This window comes from Sphingobium sp. AP50 (assembly GCF_900109095.1).
Taxonomy (GTDB): Bacteria; Pseudomonadota; Alphaproteobacteria; order Sphingomonadales; family Sphingomonadaceae; genus Sphingobium.
Window position 1 is genome coordinate 963,129 of the sequence record NZ_FNYZ01000001.1, and the last position, 16,400, is coordinate 979,528.

Annotated in this window: 17 protein-coding genes; 15 read left to right on the forward strand and 2 right to left on the reverse strand. The window is 65.0% G+C overall.

Going from position 1 to position 16,400, the window contains the following annotated elements; all coding sequences use genetic code 11:
* The first annotated feature begins 1 nt into the window (after position 1).
* From tsf to rpmE, 11 genes are all read left to right on the forward strand, one after another.
* Complete coding sequence (gene tsf / locus BMY84_RS04815) at positions 2 to 928, forward strand: translation elongation factor Ts (RefSeq protein WP_093081123.1); 927 nt, start codon at positions 2 to 4, stop codon at positions 926 to 928.
* A 208-nt stretch (positions 929 to 1,136) separates the two neighbouring features.
* Complete coding sequence (gene pyrH, locus BMY84_RS04820; protein WP_093013157.1) at positions 1,137 to 1,862, forward strand: UMP kinase; 726 nt, start codon at positions 1,137 to 1,139, stop codon at positions 1,860 to 1,862.
* Positions 1,863 to 1,869: 7 nt separating this feature from the next.
* Positions 1,870 to 2,427 (forward strand): ribosome recycling factor, encoded by a 558-nt coding sequence (gene frr / locus BMY84_RS04825; protein WP_093013154.1) that lies wholly within the window; start codon positions 1,870 to 1,872, stop codon positions 2,425 to 2,427.
* 43 nt (positions 2,428 to 2,470) lie between these two features.
* Positions 2,471 to 3,211, forward strand: coding sequence for an isoprenyl transferase (locus tag BMY84_RS04830; RefSeq protein ID WP_093081126.1), 741 nt, complete (start codon positions 2,471 to 2,473; stop codon positions 3,209 to 3,211).
* Positions 3,212 to 3,215: 4 nt separating this feature from the next.
* Positions 3,216 to 3,995, forward strand: a complete 780-nt coding sequence (locus tag BMY84_RS04835; RefSeq protein ID WP_093081129.1) for a phosphatidate cytidylyltransferase — start codon at positions 3,216 to 3,218, stop codon at positions 3,993 to 3,995.
* Complete coding sequence (locus tag BMY84_RS04840) at positions 3,992 to 5,149, forward strand: 1-deoxy-D-xylulose-5-phosphate reductoisomerase (RefSeq protein WP_093081131.1); 1,158 nt, start codon at positions 3,992 to 3,994, stop codon at positions 5,147 to 5,149. Before BMY84_RS04835 ends, BMY84_RS04840 begins: the two co-directional genes overlap by 4 nt.
* A complete protein-coding gene (gene rseP / locus BMY84_RS04845) occupies positions 5,146 to 6,279 on the forward strand; it encodes an RIP metalloprotease RseP (protein WP_093081134.1) in 1,134 nt (377 codons plus the stop codon). Before BMY84_RS04840 ends, rseP begins: the two co-directional genes overlap by 4 nt.
* A gap of 89 nt (positions 6,280 to 6,368) precedes the next feature.
* Positions 6,369 to 9,005, forward strand: a complete 2,637-nt coding sequence (gene bamA, locus BMY84_RS04850; RefSeq protein WP_093081136.1) for an outer membrane protein assembly factor BamA — start codon at positions 6,369 to 6,371, stop codon at positions 9,003 to 9,005.
* Complete coding sequence (locus BMY84_RS04855) at positions 9,005 to 9,664, forward strand: OmpH family outer membrane protein (RefSeq protein WP_093081138.1); 660 nt, start codon at positions 9,005 to 9,007, stop codon at positions 9,662 to 9,664. Before bamA ends, BMY84_RS04855 begins: the two co-directional genes overlap by 1 nt.
* A gap of 4 nt (positions 9,665 to 9,668) precedes the next feature.
* Positions 9,669 to 10,145: a 3-hydroxyacyl-ACP dehydratase FabZ gene (fabZ, locus tag BMY84_RS04860; protein ID WP_093013133.1), complete on the forward strand. Its 477-nt coding sequence runs from the start codon at positions 9,669 to 9,671 to the stop codon at positions 10,143 to 10,145.
* Between the two features lie 113 nt (positions 10,146 to 10,258).
* Positions 10,259 to 10,483, forward strand: coding sequence for a 50S ribosomal protein L31 (gene rpmE / locus BMY84_RS04865; protein WP_066861944.1), 225 nt, complete (start codon positions 10,259 to 10,261; stop codon positions 10,481 to 10,483).
* Positions 10,484 to 10,718: 235 nt separating this feature from the next.
* Here rpmE and aroB read toward each other — a convergent pair whose 3' ends face one another.
* Complete coding sequence (gene aroB, locus BMY84_RS04870) at positions 10,719 to 11,834, reverse strand: 3-dehydroquinate synthase (RefSeq protein WP_093081140.1); 1,116 nt, start codon at positions 11,832 to 11,834, stop codon at positions 10,719 to 10,721.
* Entirely contained in the window at positions 11,825 to 12,373 is a 549-nt protein-coding gene (locus tag BMY84_RS04875; RefSeq protein ID WP_093013127.1) for a shikimate kinase, read from the reverse strand. The genes aroB and BMY84_RS04875 overlap by 10 nt, the downstream gene beginning before the upstream one ends.
* Positions 12,374 to 12,469: 96 nt before the next feature.
* On the opposite strand from BMY84_RS04875, the gene BMY84_RS04880 reads away from it, so the two are divergent.
* The 4 genes from BMY84_RS04880 to BMY84_RS04895 are packed head-to-tail and all read left to right on the forward strand — an operon-like array spanning position 12,470 to position 16,378.
* Positions 12,470 to 12,658 carry a hypothetical protein gene (locus BMY84_RS04880; protein WP_093013124.1) on the forward strand — a complete coding sequence of 63 codons (189 nt, stop codon included), beginning with the start codon at positions 12,470 to 12,472 and terminating at the stop codon, positions 12,656 to 12,658.
* Between the two features lie 5 nt (positions 12,659 to 12,663).
* On the forward strand, positions 12,664 to 14,487 hold the full coding sequence (locus tag BMY84_RS04885) for a hypothetical protein (RefSeq protein WP_093081142.1): 1,824 nt from the start codon (positions 12,664 to 12,666) through the stop codon (positions 14,485 to 14,487).
* A 2-nt stretch (positions 14,488 to 14,489) separates the two neighbouring features.
* On the forward strand, positions 14,490 to 15,422 hold the full coding sequence (locus BMY84_RS04890) for a tyrosine-type recombinase/integrase (protein WP_093081145.1): 933 nt from the start codon (positions 14,490 to 14,492) through the stop codon (positions 15,420 to 15,422).
* Positions 15,423 to 15,433: 11 nt separating this feature from the next.
* Positions 15,434 to 16,378 carry an acetyl-CoA carboxylase carboxyltransferase subunit alpha gene (locus BMY84_RS04895; protein ID WP_093081147.1) on the forward strand — a complete coding sequence of 315 codons (945 nt, stop codon included), beginning with the start codon at positions 15,434 to 15,436 and terminating at the stop codon, positions 16,376 to 16,378.
* Positions 16,379 to 16,400 lie beyond the last annotated feature (22 nt).

Below are 16,400 nucleotides of genomic sequence, written 5' to 3' on the forward strand. Positions count from 1 at the left end.
CATGGCCGAGATCACTGCTGCCGCCGTCAAGGAACTGCGCGACCGTTCGGGCGCGGGCATGATGGATTGCAAGAAGGCGCTCACCGAAGCCAATGGCGACATCGAAGCGGCAACCGACTGGCTGCGCGCCAAGGGTCTGGCCGCCGCGCAGAAGAAGTCGAGCCGCACCGCCGCTGAAGGTCTGGTCGGCGTTGCCGTTGCCGGCACCAAGGGCGTTGCCGTCGAAGTGAACAGCGAAACCGACTTCGTTGCCAAGAACGATCAGTTCCAGGACTTCGTTCGCACCGTTTCGGCCGTTGCGCTGGAATCGGGCGCGGCTGACGCCGAAGCCCTGTCGGCTCAGGCTCACCCGGCTGGCGGCACCGTCGCTGAAAAGCTGGTCGCCAACATCGCCACCATCGGCGAAAACCAGAATCTGCGCCGTGTCGCCCATGTCGAAGTGACCGAAGGCGTCGTCGTTCCCTACGTCCACAACGCGGCTGCGCCGGGTCTGGGCAAGATCGGCGTGCTGGTCGCGCTGGAAGGCAATGCGCCGGCTGACGTTCTCGAGCCGCTGGGCAAGCAGCTCGCCATGCACATCGCCGCCGCTTTCCCGCTGGCGCTGTCGGCTGCCGACATCGACCCGGTTCTGCTGGAGCGTGAACGCGCCATCGCCGCTGAAAAGGCTGCCGAATCGGGCAAGCCCGCCGAAATCGTCGCCAAGATGGTCGACGGCGCGGTCGCCAAGTTCGCCAAGGAGCAGGCTCTGCTGTCGCAGCTGTTCGTGATGGACAACAAGACCCCGGTCGCCGACGTCGTCGCCAAGGCCGCCAAGGATGCCGGCGCGTCGATCACGCTGAAGTCCTATGTCCGCTTCCAGCTGGGCGAAGGCATCGAAAAGGAAGTCAGCGACTTCGCCGCCGAAGTGGCTGCTGCTGCCGGCGTCTGATCGCTAGTCTAGCGTTACGGAATAAGGGAAGGGGAGTGGCCGCAAGGTCGCTCCCCTTTTTCGTGTGCTTGCCGGGGCGATCGCGATCCTGCACATATTCTTCATCAGGCCAGCTGCACAGTGGGCAACAATCGCCCTTCCCATCGCGCTCGCGGGCCTCTAATGTCCCGGCCGCTTTCCCTTTCCGCTATAAGGATTCTTGCCCCGCATGACCCGGCCTGCCTACAAGCGCATCCTGTTGAAATTGTCCGGCGAAGTGCTGATGGGGCAGGGGCAGTTCGGCATCGAGCCTGAAACCGTCGCTCGTGTCGCTGGCGAGATCGCTGCGGCCAAGGATGCCGGTTTCGAACTTTGCATCGTCGTGGGCGGCGGCAATATCTTCCGTGGTCTGGCGGGCGCGGCCAAGGGCTTCGACCGGGCGAGCGCCGATTATATGGGCATGCTGGCCACCGTGATGAACGCGCTGGCGGTGCAGAATGCGCTGGAAAAGCTGGGCTATGATACCCGCGTCCAGTCGGCCATTCCGATGGCGTCGGTGTGCGAGCCCTATATCCGCCGCAAGGCCGAGCGCCATATGGAGAAGGGCCGGATCGTCATCTTCGCGGCGGGCACCGGCAGCCCCTTCTTCACCACCGACACCACCGCAGCGCTGCGCGCGGCCGAGATGAACTGCGACGCGCTGTTCAAGGGCACCAGTGTCGATGGCGTCTATAATGCCGATCCCAAGCAGGTGCCCGAAGCGGTCCGTTATGAAACGATCAGCTTCGATCAGGTGCTGAACGATAACCTCAAGGTCATGGACGCCAGCGCCATCGCCTTGTGCCGTGAGAATAATATTCCGATCGTCGTGTTCAATATCCGTGAAACCGGCAACCTTGCGACGGTTCTGGCCGGGCAGGGCGTGGCGACGATCGTGCAAAATCAGGAGCGTTGAGAAGACCATGCCGCAATATAACAAAGCCGACCTCGAACGCCGCATGGCCGGCGCGCTCGAATCGCTGAAGGGCGACCTGTCGGGTCTGCGCACCGGCCGCGCCAATGTGATGCTGCTCGATCCGGTGACGGTAACGGTCTATGGCGCGTCGATGCCGCTCAATCAGGTGGCGACCGTGTCCGCACCCGAACCGCGCATGCTGTCTGTGCAGGTGTGGGACAAGACCAATGTCGGGCCGGTCGACAAGGCGATCCGCTCGGCGGGTCTGGGCCTGAACCCCATCGTCGACGGCCAGACGCTGCGCCTGCCGATCCCCGACCTGACCGAGGAACGTCGCAAGGAACTAGCCAAACTGGCCAGCAAATATGCCGAAGGCGCGCGCATCGCAGTGCGCAACGTCCGCCGCGACGGCATGGACAGCCTGAAGACCGACGAGAAGAAGGGCGAAATCAGCGAGGATGATCGCAAGCGTCTGGAAACCGAAGTCCAGAAGCTGACCGACAGCGCCATCGCCGATCTGGATGCAGCGGCGACCGCGAAGGAAAAGGAAATCCTCGGCCAGTAAGCCGGGGCTTTCCTTTCGCGGCCAAGTCACGCATGTCCTACTGATGGCCAGTCAAGCCAAGCCAGACCTTACCGCCGCAGCTCCCGTCCATGGCGCGCGCCACGTCGCGATCATCATGGACGGCAATGGTCGCTGGGCGAAGAAGCGCCTGCTGCCCCGCGTCGCCGGTCATCGTGCCGGCGTGGAGGCGGTGCGCAGGGTTGCGCGCGCGGCGCAGGAACTGGGGCTGGAATGCCTGACGCTTTACGCCTTTTCCTCCGAAAACTGGAAACGGCCGGCGAGCGAAGTGTCCGACCTGATGGGGCTGCTGCGCCATTTCATCCAGTCGGACATCGAGGAATTCCATGCCAATGGCGTGCGCCTGCGGATCATCGGCAATTATCGCGCGCTCGATCCGTCGCTGGTCGAGCTGATCGATGGCGCGATGGCCCGCACGGCGGCCAATAGCGGGCCGGTCATCGCGATCGCGCTCAACTACGGCGCGCAGGATGAGATGGTCCGCGCGGCGCAGCGTATTGCCGAGCGGGTGGCCAAGGGCGAACTGGCGACGCAGGATATCGGCATCGATGCTATCGATGCGGAACTGGATACGGCCGACCTGCCGCCGCTCGACCTGTTGATCCGCACATCGGGCGAGCAGCGGCTGAGCAATTTCATGCTGTGGCAGGCCGCCTATGCTGAGCTTTATTTCACCGACATGCTATGGCCCGATTTCGACGGTCGGGCATTGGCCGGGGCGCTCGACGCCTTTCGAATGAGGGACCGCCGGTTCGGCGGATTGTGATCCTATGACGAGCGAATTGCGCACCCGTACCGTTGTCGGCGTCGCGCTGATCGCGGTGGCGCTGGGCGCCCTGCTGTCCGGTGGGCTGCTGTTCTGGGCGCTGCTGGCTGTGGCCGGCGTGCTGATGCAGGGTGAGTGGGCCGATCTGACCGGCGCCAATGCGGACCAGCGCAAGGCGGTGATGTTTGCGGTGTCGGTTCCGCTGGCGCTGCTGTGCCCCTTTGCTGCGGGGCTGGACTGGCCGGTGCTGATGGCGGGGGCTGCGGCCTTCTTCTTCATCGCCTTCACCAGCCGCAACATGAAGCTGGCGCTGGGTATCCCCTATATCTGCGTGCCGATTGCCGCGCTGCAATTTCTGCGGGGCGAGCAGCCCTATGCCTATGGGCTGCTGCTGGCCTTCTGGGCGCTGGCGCTGGTCTGGGCGACGGATATCGGCGCCTATTTTGCCGGGCGATCGATCGGCGGGCCGAAGCTGGCGCCGCGCATCAGTCCGTCCAAGACCTGGTCGGGGCTGGCGGGCGGCGTGCTGGCCGCGCTGGTGCTGGGCGGGCTGTTGCATCGCTTCGCGCATCTGCCGATCCAGTTGGCGGCGGCGAGCGGCCTGCTGGCCGTGGCGGCGCAGCTGGGCGATCTGCTGGAAAGCCATATGAAGCGCAGGGCAGGGGTGAAGGATAGCGGCACATTGCTGCCCGGCCATGGCGGGGTGATGGACCGGCTGGACGGCGTCGTGGCCGCCGCGCCGCTGGCGGCCTTGCTCTATCTGCTGCTGGTGCAGGGCGGATGAAGCGGGTTTCGATCTTTGGCGCGACCGGATCGGTCGGGCTGTCGACGCTGGATCTGGTGCGGCGCGATCCGCAAGCCTATCGCGTCGTCGCGCTGACCGCGAACAGCGATGTGGACAGTTTGGCGACGCAGGCGCGCGAGACGAGCGCGCAGGTCGCCGTGATCGGGCAGGCGCATCTGTACAGTGCGCTGAAGGAGGCGTTGACCGGGTCTGGTATCGAGGCGATGGCGGGCGAGGAGGCGCTGGTCGAGGCGGCGGCGATGGACGTCGACTGGACCATGGCGGCGATCGTGGGTTGCGCCGGCCTGCGGCCGACCATCGCGGCGCTGAAGACCGGGCGCACGGTGGCGCTGGCCAACAAGGAGTCGCTGGTGTCGGCCGGCGGCCTGATGATGCAGGCGGCGCAGGCTTCGGGCGCGACCCTGTTGCCGGTCGACAGCGAGCATAATGCGATCTTTCAGTGCCTTGCCGGCGGTTCTTTGGATGATGTCGCAAGAATTACCCTGACCGCGAGTGGCGGGCCGTTCCGCACGCGCAGCCGGGCGGAGATGGCGGATATCACCCCCGCGCAGGCAGTGGCCCATCCCAACTGGTCGATGGGCGCGAAGATCAGCGTCGACAGTGCGACGATGATGAACAAGGGGCTGGAACTGATCGAGGCGGCGCATCTTTTCCCGGTCGGGCTCGACCGGATCGAGATATTGGTGCACCCGCAGTCGGTTATCCATTCGATGGTCGAATATCGCGACCGTTCGACGCTGGCACAACTCGGTTCGCCCGATATGCGCATCCCGATCGCCCATGCGCTGGCCTGGCCGCAGCGGATCGCCACGCCATGCCAGCCGCTGGACCTGGCACGCATTGGCAGGCTCGACTTCGAAGCGCCTGATCCGGATCGTTTTCCTGCGCTGCGACTGGCACGTGCGGCGGCAGCGCAGGGCGGCGCGACACCGACCATCCTGAATGCGGCCAATGAGGTTGCCGTCGCGGCATTTCTGGCCGGGCGCATCGGCTTCCTTGATATTGCCATGATTGTAGAGGATGTGTTGGAACGATATGGCGCTCCAACGCCCGGCGCGATCGATGATGTGCTGGCGGCGGACGCCGAGGCCCGTGTTCGCGCAGGCGAAGTGATGGAAAGATTGACGGCTTGATCCACAATCCCGGTTTCCTGATGACCGTGCTGGCTTTCGTGGCGGTCATTGGACCGCTCGTGTTCGTGCATGAGCTGGGTCATTATCTGGTCGGCCGCTGGTGCGGGGTGAAGGCGGAAGCCTTTTCCATCGGCTTTGGTCCCGAAATCTTCGCCTGGGTCGACCGGCGTGGCACCCGCTGGCGCGTCGCGGCGCTGCCGCTGGGCGGTTATGTCCGCTTCAAGGGCGACATGAATGCGGCCAGCATGACCGATCCCGCCTGGCTGGAAATGTCGGCGAAGGACCGGGCGGAGAGCTTCCCCGCCAAGCCGCTGTGGCAGCGCGCGGCGATCGTGGCGGCCGGGCCGGCGATCAATTTCCTGTTTGCTATTTTGATTCTGGCGACCTTTGCCTTCGTCCATGGCGAAAGCCGCACGCCAGCGGTTGCCGGACTGGTACAGCCGGGCAGCGCAGCGGCGGCAGCCGATATTCGGGCGGGCGACCGGATCGTGTCGCTGGGCGGCCGGACGATGGAAACGTTCGACGACATTCGTCTCTATGCGCAGATCCGCCCCGGTGAACCGGTGGAGATGGTGATCGAGCGCAAGGGCGCGCGGATCGTGAAGCAGGGCCGGATCGGCAGCGTCAGCGAAGATGACGGGCTGGGCAACAAGTTCAATGTTGGTCGGCTGGGTCTGGCGCCGGGCGAACCGGTGGTCGAACCGGTCAGCTTGCTGCGCGCGCCTGTCGTGGCGGTGGAGCGTACCGGCCAGATCGTCCGCACCATGGTCGAGACGATGGGGCAGATTTTCAGCGGCGGCCGATCGGTCAAGGAGCTGGGCGGGCCGCTCAAGATCGCGCAGGTCTCCGGTCAGGCGGCGACGATGGGGCTGGAAAGCTTCATCATCTTCATCGCGCTCATCTCGATTAACTTGGGGTTCATCAACCTCTTGCCAATTCCCATGCTGGATGGCGGACATCTGCTTTTTTACGGGATCGAGGCGGTGCAGCGGCGGCCGGTCAGTGCGCAGGCGCAGGAATGGGCCTATCGGTCCGGTCTGGCGGTGCTGATGGCGATGATGCTGCTGGTGACTTTCAACGATTTGTCGTCTTTCGGGCTATGGAAAAGCCTGTCCGGCTTGATCGGCTGACGCGCATCGGGCAGGGATGCGCCGTTCGGCGACGTCTGTTGCGGCAGTAACATTGAATTTGCATTTTTGAGGTGAAGCGGGTGACAGCGATGAACAGCAGCATGAGGCACCGGCCGGTCATGGTCGCCCTGTTGGCGACGACCATGATTGCAGGCGTGCCGATCGCCCCTGCGCTGGCGCAGGGAGCGCCCGCACAGTCCGCCCCGGTGGCCGCCGCCACCTCGTCGGTCGCGCCGCAGGGCACGATCCGCGCGATCACGGTGAACGGCACCCAGCGGCTGGAGCCGGACACTGTGTTGTCCTACACCAAGCTGCGCGTCGGCCAGTCCTACAGCCAGGAGAGCCTCGACCAGGCGCTGCGCGACCTGTATGAGACCGAATTGTTCGCCGACGTCCAGATCCGCAACGACAACGGATCGCTGACGGTCGAGCTGAAGGAAAACCCGGTCATCAATCGTATCGTCCTTGAAGGTAATAAGCGCCTCAAGGAAGACAAGATTCGTCCTGAAATAAAACTGGCTCCGCGCCAGATTTATACCCGGTCGAAGGTGCGCGCCGACGTCGCCCGCATTGTCGAACTCTATCGCCGTCAGGGCCGCTTCGCCGCGACGATCGAGCCGAAGATGGTTCAACTGGACCAGAACCGCGTCGACATCGTGTTCGAAATCTCGGAAGGGCCCAAGTCCAAGGTCCGCCAGATCAACATCATCGGCAACGAGAAGTTCAAGGACGGCGAACTGCGCAGCCAGATGGTGACCAAGCAGTCGCGCTGGTTCCGCGTCTTCTCGTCGGGCACCAGCTACGATCCCGATCGTCTGGCCTATGACCAGCAGAAGCTGCGCCAATTCTACCTGACCGAAGGCTATGCCGACTTCCGCGTGATCTCCGCCGTGGCGGAACTGACGCCGGACAAGCAGGACTTCATCATCACCTATGTGGTGGAAGAAGGCGACCGCTATAAATTCGGCGATGTGAAGGTCGAATCCGACATTCGCGACCTGTCCGGCGACGGCCTGACCAAGCGCCTGCCGATGAAGAAGGGCGACTGGTACAACGCCAAGCTGGTGGAAGACACGGTCGATACGCTGAGCGAGACGGCGGGCCTGTTCGGCTATGCCTTCGCGGACGTGTCGCCGGACTTCAACCGCGAGAAGGAAAGCCTGACGATGGGGATTAATTTCCGCATCGCCAACGCGCCGCGCGTCTATGTCGAGCGGGTCGACATCAACGGCAACACGCTGACGCAGGACAAGGTCGTGCGCCGCGAATTCCGTCTGGCCGAAGGCGACGCCTTCAACAGCTTCCTGGTGAAGCGTTCGAAGGATCGCATCAACTCGCTCGGCTTCTTCCAGGAGAAGCTGGATGTCGAGCAGAAGCCCGGCTCCGCGCCCGACCGCATCGTGCTGGAAACCAATGTGCAGGAAAAGTCGACCGGCGAACTGTCGCTGTCGGCCGGTTATTCCAGCCTGGAACGCTTCATCGTGTCGGCGTCGATCACGCAGCGTAACTTCCGCGGCAAGGGCCAGGAACTGCGCACCAGCGTCAGTTACTCCTATTATAGCAAGTCGGCGGAAATCGGGTTCACCGAACCCTATTTCATGGACAAGAGCATCGCGGTGGGCGGCGATATCTATCGCCGTGACCTCAACAGCTTCCGCTATTTGAGCAGCAACGAACGCCAGACCACCTATGGCCAGACGACGACCGGTTTCCAGCTGCGCGCGGGCGTGCCGATTACCGAATATATGTCGCTCGCGCTGCGTTACAGCCTGAACTATGACGATGTGACGCTGGACAAGAGCACCTATTATACTGATGGTGTTTGCGATCCGCTGCTGGCAGGCCGCTATCTGTGCGACGCGATCGGCAATCGGATAACATCGTCGGTCGGCTACTCGCTGATCTATGACACGCGCGACAACCGCATCCGGGCGACGCGCGGCCAGAATGTCACGCTGAGCCAGGATTTCGCCGGTCTGGGCGGCGACGTGAAATATGTCCGTACGCGCCTGTCGGCGTCGAAGTTCGTGCCGCTGGGCGGGGGCTTCATCTTCTCGCTGTCGGGCGAGGGTGGCTATATCCACAGTCTCGAAGGCGAGCGGCGCGATGCGGCCGGCGATCTGGTCGACGCGGTTCGCCTGACCGACCGCTTCTTCCTGGGCAATCCGCAGATTCGCGGTTTCGACATTCGCGGTATCGGTCCGCGCGTCGTGCGTCGTTATTATACCAGCTCGACGTCGACCGATGGTGTCATCACGGGTACGCCCACCACGGGCAGCAGCAGCCGGACGGACGATGCGCTGGGCGGCAAGATGTATTATCTGGCGCGCGCCGAAGTGGAAATTCCGCTGGGTTCGGGCGCGCGGGAAATGGGTCTGCGCCCGTCCATCTTCGCCGATGTCGGCGCAGTCGGGGGCCTGAAGGATCCCGAAACGATCGATTATGCCGGGACCTGCTCGCCCACAGCCGGAACGACCGGTTCCACCGTTCGTGCGGGCGGCACGGCCGCCAATCCGACCTGCGGCGTTGGCTATTCGCATAACAGCGGCACGGCATTTGCAGAAAGCTATCTCGGCGACACGCTCAAGCCGCGCCTGTCGGTGGGCTTCGGCGTCAACTGGAACTCGCCCTTCGGGCCGTTCCGTATCGACGTTGCCAAGGCCCTGCTGAAGCAATCAGGGGACGACACCAAACTCATCAACTTCAATGTGGGGACTCAGTTCTAATGAAGACCTTGTTCAAAGCCGCGGCGCTCGTTCTGGCGCCCGCGACCGCCATCGCCCTGACTGCCGTCCCGGCCGTTGCCCAGACCAAGTCGGGCATCGCTGTCGTCGACCTGGAAGAAGCCGTCGCCAAGAGCGCCGCCTTCACCACGGCGATGACCCAGATGCAGACCACCTACAAGCCGCAACTGGACCAGATCAACACGCGCCGCGCTGCGATCGAAACCGATCTGAAGGCCAAGAATGACGCCTTGCAGGCCGCCTACAAGGCTGCCGGCAACAAGCCCACGCCCGCGATCGAAACCCAGTATCAGCAGCTTCAGACCGCACAACAGAGCGGCCAGGCCGAACTGCAGCGCCTGAGCCAGCCGGTCGCGCTGGCCCGCGCCTATGTGGAAGAGCAGGTCGTTTCCAAGCTGGACGACGCGTTGAAGGCGGCCACCGCCAAGACCAAGGCGGAAATCGTGCTGAAGCGTGCTGCCGCTGAGAGCTTCGCTGCCTCGGCTGACATCACGGCTGCCGTCGTGACCGAACTGAACACGCTGATCCCGACCGCGTCGATCACGCCGCCGGCCGGCTGGCAGCCGGGTGGCCGTCAGGGTCAGGCCGCTGCTGCCGCGCCCGCCCCGGCGACCCCGGCGCAGGCGCCCAAGTCGCGCTGATAAGATGACCGGAGAGGTTGAAACGACCGCCCGTGGCCCGATGGATATCCGTCGGGTCATGGCATCCCTGCCGCATCGCTACCCGATGCTGCTGGTCGACCGTGTGGTGACGCTGGTGCCCAACCAGTCGATCCACGCGATCAAGGCGGTGTCGGTGAACGAGCCCTTTTTCCAGGGCCATTTCCCCACCCGGCCGATCATGCCTGGCGTGCTGATCGTGGAAGCGATGGCGCAGGCCGCCGGCGTGCTGGCGGTGGATTCGATGAATCTGGCCGATTCGGGCAAGCTGGTCTATTTCATGAGCATCGACGGGGCGAAATTCCGTTCGCCGGTCGAACCGGGCTGCCTGCTCGACCTGCATGTCGAAGTGACCCAGACTCGCGGATCGATCTGCAAGTTCAGCGGCAAAGCCATGATCGAGGGCAAGCTGGCGGCGGAAGCCAATTTCGTCGCGATGATCAGCGATCCGCCCAAGGATTAAGGCTTTCGCGCATTACTGGACTTGCCTAGGCGCGCCGAAACAGCTAACGGCGCGCCTTCGCTATTTTCTGCATCCGGCCGGTCGGAAACCGGCCATTTAAGGAGCCATATGCCATGAAGGCCAATACGCACCCCGACTACCACCTCATCACTGTCCAGATGACCGACGGCACGACTTTCCAGACCCGTTCGACCTGGGGCAAGGAAGGCGACACGCTGGCGCTCGACATCGACCCCAAGTCGCACCCGGCCTGGACGGGCGGCAACCGCCAGTTGGACACCGGCGGCCAGGTGGCGCGCTTCAACAAGCGTTTCGGCGGTCTGACGCTGAAGAAGTAATCGGCCTTTTCAAGGTACGAATGGAAAGGGCGCCCGAGGGCGCCCTTTTTGTGTTTGTGAGGGGCTGATTATTCCCTCTCCCGCCGGGAGAGGGAGGGAGCCGTGCGAAGCGCGGCGGAAGGGTGAGGGGAGAGGTTACGCTGTGCGTCGCCCTCACCTTCCCACTCGGCTACGCCGAGCGGGCCCCTTCCTCTCCCGATGGGAGAGGAAATTGGCGTATTTCCAACTGCGGCTTTTATGCGCTCTCCTGCGCCCGCTCTTCATCCAGAAACGCCGCCACATCGTCCAGCGCGACATCCTTCGACAGGAAGGTCTGGCCGATGCCGCGCGCCAGCAGGAAGGGCAGGGTGCCGGCCGCCATCTTCTTGTCGTGCAGCATATGGCCGACCAACGCGGGGCCGTCGGCGGTGACATGGGCGGTGGCGAGGTCGTGGGGCAGGCCCACGGCCTTGAGATGCGCGGTGACGCGGGCGGCCTCTTCCGCCGAGCAGAGGCCGAGGCGTGCCGAATAGCGGAAGGCCAGCGCCATGCCCGCCGCGACGCCTTCGCCATGCAGCAGCGTGTCGGAAAAGCCGGTGTCGGCCTCCAGCGCGTGGCCGAAGGTGTGGCCGAGATTGAGGAGGGCGCGACGGCCGGAGGTTTCGCGCTCGTCATCGGCGACGATCGCGGCCTTGGCCTGTACGCTCTTTTCGATCGCTTTGGTGCGGGCGCCCGGGTCGCCGGCGAGCAGCGCGCTGGCATTGGCTTCGCACCAGTCGAAGAAGGCGGGATCGTCGATCAGGCCATATTTGACGACTTCGGCATAGCCGGCGCGGGTTTCGCGCGGTGGCAGGCTGTCGAGCGTCGAGGGATCGATCAGGACGAGGGCGGGCTGATAGAAGGCGCCGATGAGGTTCTTGCCCGCCTTCGCATTGATTGCAGTCTTGCCGCCGACAGACGAATCGACCTGTGCCAGCAGGGTAGTGGGCACCTGAATGAAGTGGCAGCCGCGCTTCAGGATCGAGGCGGCAAAGCCCACCAGATCGCCGATCACGCCGCCGCCCAATGCGATGATATGGTCGCCGCGCTCGATCTCCAGCGCCAGCAGCGCGTCGAGCAGCTCTTCCAGATGGCGCCAGCTCTTGGTCTGTTCGCCCGGCGGCAGGATGATCGGTTCGACCGCGACATTGGCGGCGCGCAGGCTGGCTTCGAGGCGAGGCAGTTGCGCCTTGGCGACATTGGCGTCGGTCACGACCACCAAGCGTCCCTTGCGGGCATAGCCGCGCAATATTTCCCCAGCGCGGTCGAGTGCGCCCTGTTCGATCAGGATATCATAACTGCGCGCGTCCAGCGCGACCCGGACTAATGCCATGCCGTCAATTGCTCCATGATCCGCTCGACCGCGACTTCGTGCGGGGCGGCGATGCTCTTCACATGAATGGGGGCAAGCGCGTAGATCGGATTACGCACCGCCGCCAGTTCGGTCAGCACGACGCGCGGGTCGCGATTCTTGAGCAGCGGCCGGCTTTCGCGGCGGCCGACGCGGTCGATCAAAATCTCGATATCGGCGTCCAGCCAGACGGCGGTGGCGGCCTCCAATATCAGCCTGCGCGTTTCATCCTGCATGAAGGCGCCGCCACCGGTGGCGATCACCTTGGGCACGCCGTCCATCAGCCGGGCGATCACGCGGCGTTCGCCGTCGCGGAAATAGGATTCGCCATAGCGTTCGAAAATCTCCGTCACGCTCATGCCGGCGGCCTTTTCGATCTCTTCATCGGCGTCGACGAAGCTGAGGCCGAGGCGCGCGGCAAGGCGGCGGCCGACGGTCGATTTGCCTACACCCATCATGCCCACCAACACGATGGGACCACGTCTGGTCTGGCTCTCCGGGATTTTGCTGTTTCGCTGCATGGCGAGGGGGGCTATACAGCCAGCCGTCGCTGAGGCAAATCGCATCTTTTCCCCGACGTTCGGCCTTGCAGGCCGATCAGCTTAAGCCAAGGACCTATGAAGAATAATCGTAACTTCAGCAGTTTCGAAAGCAGTTCGCGCCGCCGTGGCAGCCGTCTGCCGATCCTTCCCATCGCTCTGGTCGTGCTGCTGGCGCTTCTGCTTGCCTTTTTCTGGTCGCGCGGTGGCGAAAAGCCGCAGCAGCGCGTCGAAAAGCCCATCCCCGCCGAGAAGCTGGGCCAGTAAGGCGGATGCGCTGGCCGCGGGGGAACGCCAAATGGGCGCTGGGCAGCTTTGCGCTCGCTCTGGCCTTGCCCGTGGTGGCGCAGCAGGCGCCCGAATCGCTGCTGCCGCCCGGTTTCGGCGACGCGCCCGAAGCGCCGCCCGCCGCGCAACCATCGCGCCCCACCCAGGCCGCGCCCACAGCGCCCGCGCCCGGATCACCCAGCGCGCCGATGGTGCAGCCGCTCAATCCGGCCACGCCGCCTGACCTGTCGCTGATCGCCAATGCGGCTGAGGACGAACTGACGCCGGAGGAAATCGCGGCGCAGAAGGCGAAATATGACCTGCCAGATACGGCGCGTCGTTCGCTCGACCGGATCGGCCCGCTGACGCCGCAGACGCGCGGCTTCGAGCCCGATGCCTTCGGGAACGAATCGGGCAAATATCTCGCCGCGCTGATGAAGGAGACGCATGCGCCGATCGTATCGCGCTGGGCTTCCATCCTGCTGCGCCGGGCGCTGCTGACCGCGAGCGATACGCCGCGCGATATCGATGGCGCGGACTGGGCGGCGGAGCGCGCCTGGCTGCTGCTGCGCATGGGGGAGGCCGACAATGCCCGCCTGATGGTGCAGAGCGTCGATCCCGACCGTTATTCCGCGCGCCTTTATGCCGTGGCGATGCAGACCTATCTGGCGACGGCTGACCCGGCGGGCCTGTGCCCGCTGTCGGCAGGCGCCCTGCGCTTCAGCAAGGAACCCGGCTGGGACATGACGCGCGCCATGTGCGCGGCGCTGTCCGGCGATCAGGGCACGGCCAGCGGGGCGCTCAATCAGGCGCAGCGCAAGGGCGTGGTGCGCGGCGTGGATTACCGGCTGGCGGAAAAGATCGTCGGCACCGGCTTCAACGCGCGCCGTTCGGTGAAGATCGAATGGGAAGGCGTCGACCGCCTGACAGCCTGGCGTTTCGGTCTGGCGACGGCGTTGAATGTCGAGATACCGCAGGAACTTTATGGCACGGCGGGGCAGCATGTCCGCGCGTGGGAAGCGCGCGCGCCGGCGCTGACGGCGCTGCGGCGGCGGCCCGGCGTCGATATCGCGGCGCGGCTGGGCGTGCTGTCCAATGCGGCGCTCGTTGGCTTCTATGGTCAGGTTCGCACCGATGGCGATGTGCCGGGCGATCTGGCGGACAAGGTCGACGCGCTGCGTACCGCCTATGCCGGGGCGACCGTGGGCGATCGGCTGGGCGGGATGCGCAGTTGGTGGGGCGATGAAGCCAAGCCGGACTATGTCGGCCTGATCGCGACGGCACGGGCGGCGGCCGCTCTGCCGGTGGCGCAGGCGGAGGCGCAGGATGCGGCCAATCTGGTCGCGGCGATGTTGACGGCTGGCTACGACCGCAACGCCGCGCGCTGGGCGCGGGCGATCGGCCAGCTGGACGGCACGGGTGCGTCGCAATTCTGGGCCTTGCTGGCGGTGGGTGCGCCCAGCCCGGTGGTCGACATCAATAGCAGCCGGGTATCGGGCTATGTCAGCGATGCCGGGCCGGAAAAGGGCCGGATGCTGATTGCCGCGCTGGCCGGGCTGTCGCGCCTGTCCGGGCAGGATGCCGCGTCGCTGGCGCAGGATAATGGCGTGACGCTGGTCGCCAACAGCCGCTGGGCGCGCGCGATCGGCGCGGCGGCCGGGCGGGGCGAAAAGGCCACGGTGGCGCTGCTGGCGGCGGTCGGCATGCAGGGCAATGACTGGAGTCATTTGCCGGCCGGGCATCTCTATCATGTCGTGGCTGCATTGCATCGCGTGGGGCTGGACCCCGAAGCGCGCATGATCGCGGCCGAGGCGATCAGCCGTAGCTGACCATGGGGCAGGATGACGCCGCCCTGATCGACCGCTTTCTGGAAATGATGGCGGCGGAACGCGGTGCGTCGCGCAATACTTTGCTGGCCTATCGCGCCGACCTGACCGGGGCAGGCGACTTGCTGGGCGGGCTGGGCGACGCGAGCAAGGCGGCGATCGGGACGCTGGCGGAACAATGGGCAGGGTTGGCAGCCGCTTCGGTGGCGCGCAAGACATCGGCGTTGCGGGCCTTCTACGCCTTTCTGGAGGAAGAGGGGCTGCGCGCGGACAATCCTTCCGTTGCCTTGCCGCGCCCGGTGCGGGGACGATCGCTGCCCAAGATATTGTCGACGGGTGAGGTCGATCTGTTCTTCGGCTGGATATCCGAACGGCTGGCGGTGGAGCATCCTATTCCGCTCGACCTGCGGCTCGCGGCGTTGATCGAACTGCTTTATGGATCGGGCCTGCGCGCGACGGAACTGGTGTCGCTGCCGCGCCGGGCCCTGGCGGTGGACCGGCCCTTCCTGATCCTGAAGGGGAAGGGCGCGCGGGAGCGGTTGGTGCCGATATCCGATCGGGCGCGCGCTGCCGTGGGCGCATGGCTGCCGCATGTGCCGGCGGACAGTGTGTGGCTGTTTCCTTCGGGGAAGAGCCACCTTAGCCGTATCCGCCTCTATCAGTTGGTGAAGAGTCTTGCCGCCGCGGTGGGCATCGCGCCCGAACGGGTCAGCCCCCATGTGCTGCGCCATGCCTTTGCCACCCATTTGCTGGAGGGCGGGGCGGATCTGCGCGCGCTCCAGATGATGCTGGGTCATGCCGACATCGGCACGACGCAAATTTATACCCATGTGGACAGCCGAAGGCTGGTCGAACTGGTCAATAAGCGCCATCCGCTGGCGGCGATGACAGGCCGGAACCCGCATCCGCGCGTTGACGGCGACGCGCCATCGCCCTAACGCCTTGCGCCATGGTAAGCTTTCTGGAATTTGAAAAGCCGATCGCGGAGCTGGAAGCGCGCATCGTCGAACTGCGCGCGACCGCCAGCGTGGGTGATATCAACATCGATGGCGAGATCGCGACGCTGGAGCAGCGCGCGGCCAAGCTGCTGGCAGACACCTATGCCAAGCTGACGCCCTGGCAGAAGACGCAGGTCGCACGGCACCCCGACCGTCCGCATTTCAAGGACTATGTCGCGGGCATGTTCGACAATTTCATGCCGCTGGCCGGCGACCGCGCCTTTGCCGACGATCAGGCGATCATCGGCGGCTTCGCCACGCTGGGCGAGCGCAAGGTCATGGTGATCGGCCATGAAAAGGGCGACGATACCGCCAGCCGCGTGCGCCACAATTTCGGCATGGCCAAACCGGAAGGCTATCGCAAGGCGATCCGCCTGATGGAACTGGCCGACCGATTCGGCCTGCCGGTGGTCAGCCTGGTCGATACGTCGGGCGCTTTCCCTGGCGTGCAGGCGGAAGAACGCGGTCAGGCCGAAGCCATCGCCCGTTCGACCGAAGCCTGTCTGGCGCTGGGCGTGCCGATGGTCGCGGCCGTGGTCGGCGAAGGCGGATCGGGCGGCGCGATCGCGCTGGCGGCGGCGAATCGCGTGCTGATGTTCGAACATGCCATCTATTCGGTGATTTCGCCGGAAGGCTGCGCATCGATCCTGTGGCGCACCGCCGAAAAGGCGAGCGATGCAGCGACCGCGATGCAGGTGACGGCGCAGCATTTGAAGACGCTGGGCGTGATCGACCGGATCGTGGCGGAACCGGTGGGCGGCGCCCATCGTGATCCGGTGCAGGCGATCGCCAATCTGGGTGCGGCGATCGAAGCTGAACTGGATGCGCTCGATGGCTTGGGCGCGCAGGCGTTGCGCACCGACCGCGCTGACAAGTTCCTCGCCATCGGCGTCTGATTTCTCACCGGCCGGGCGCTGT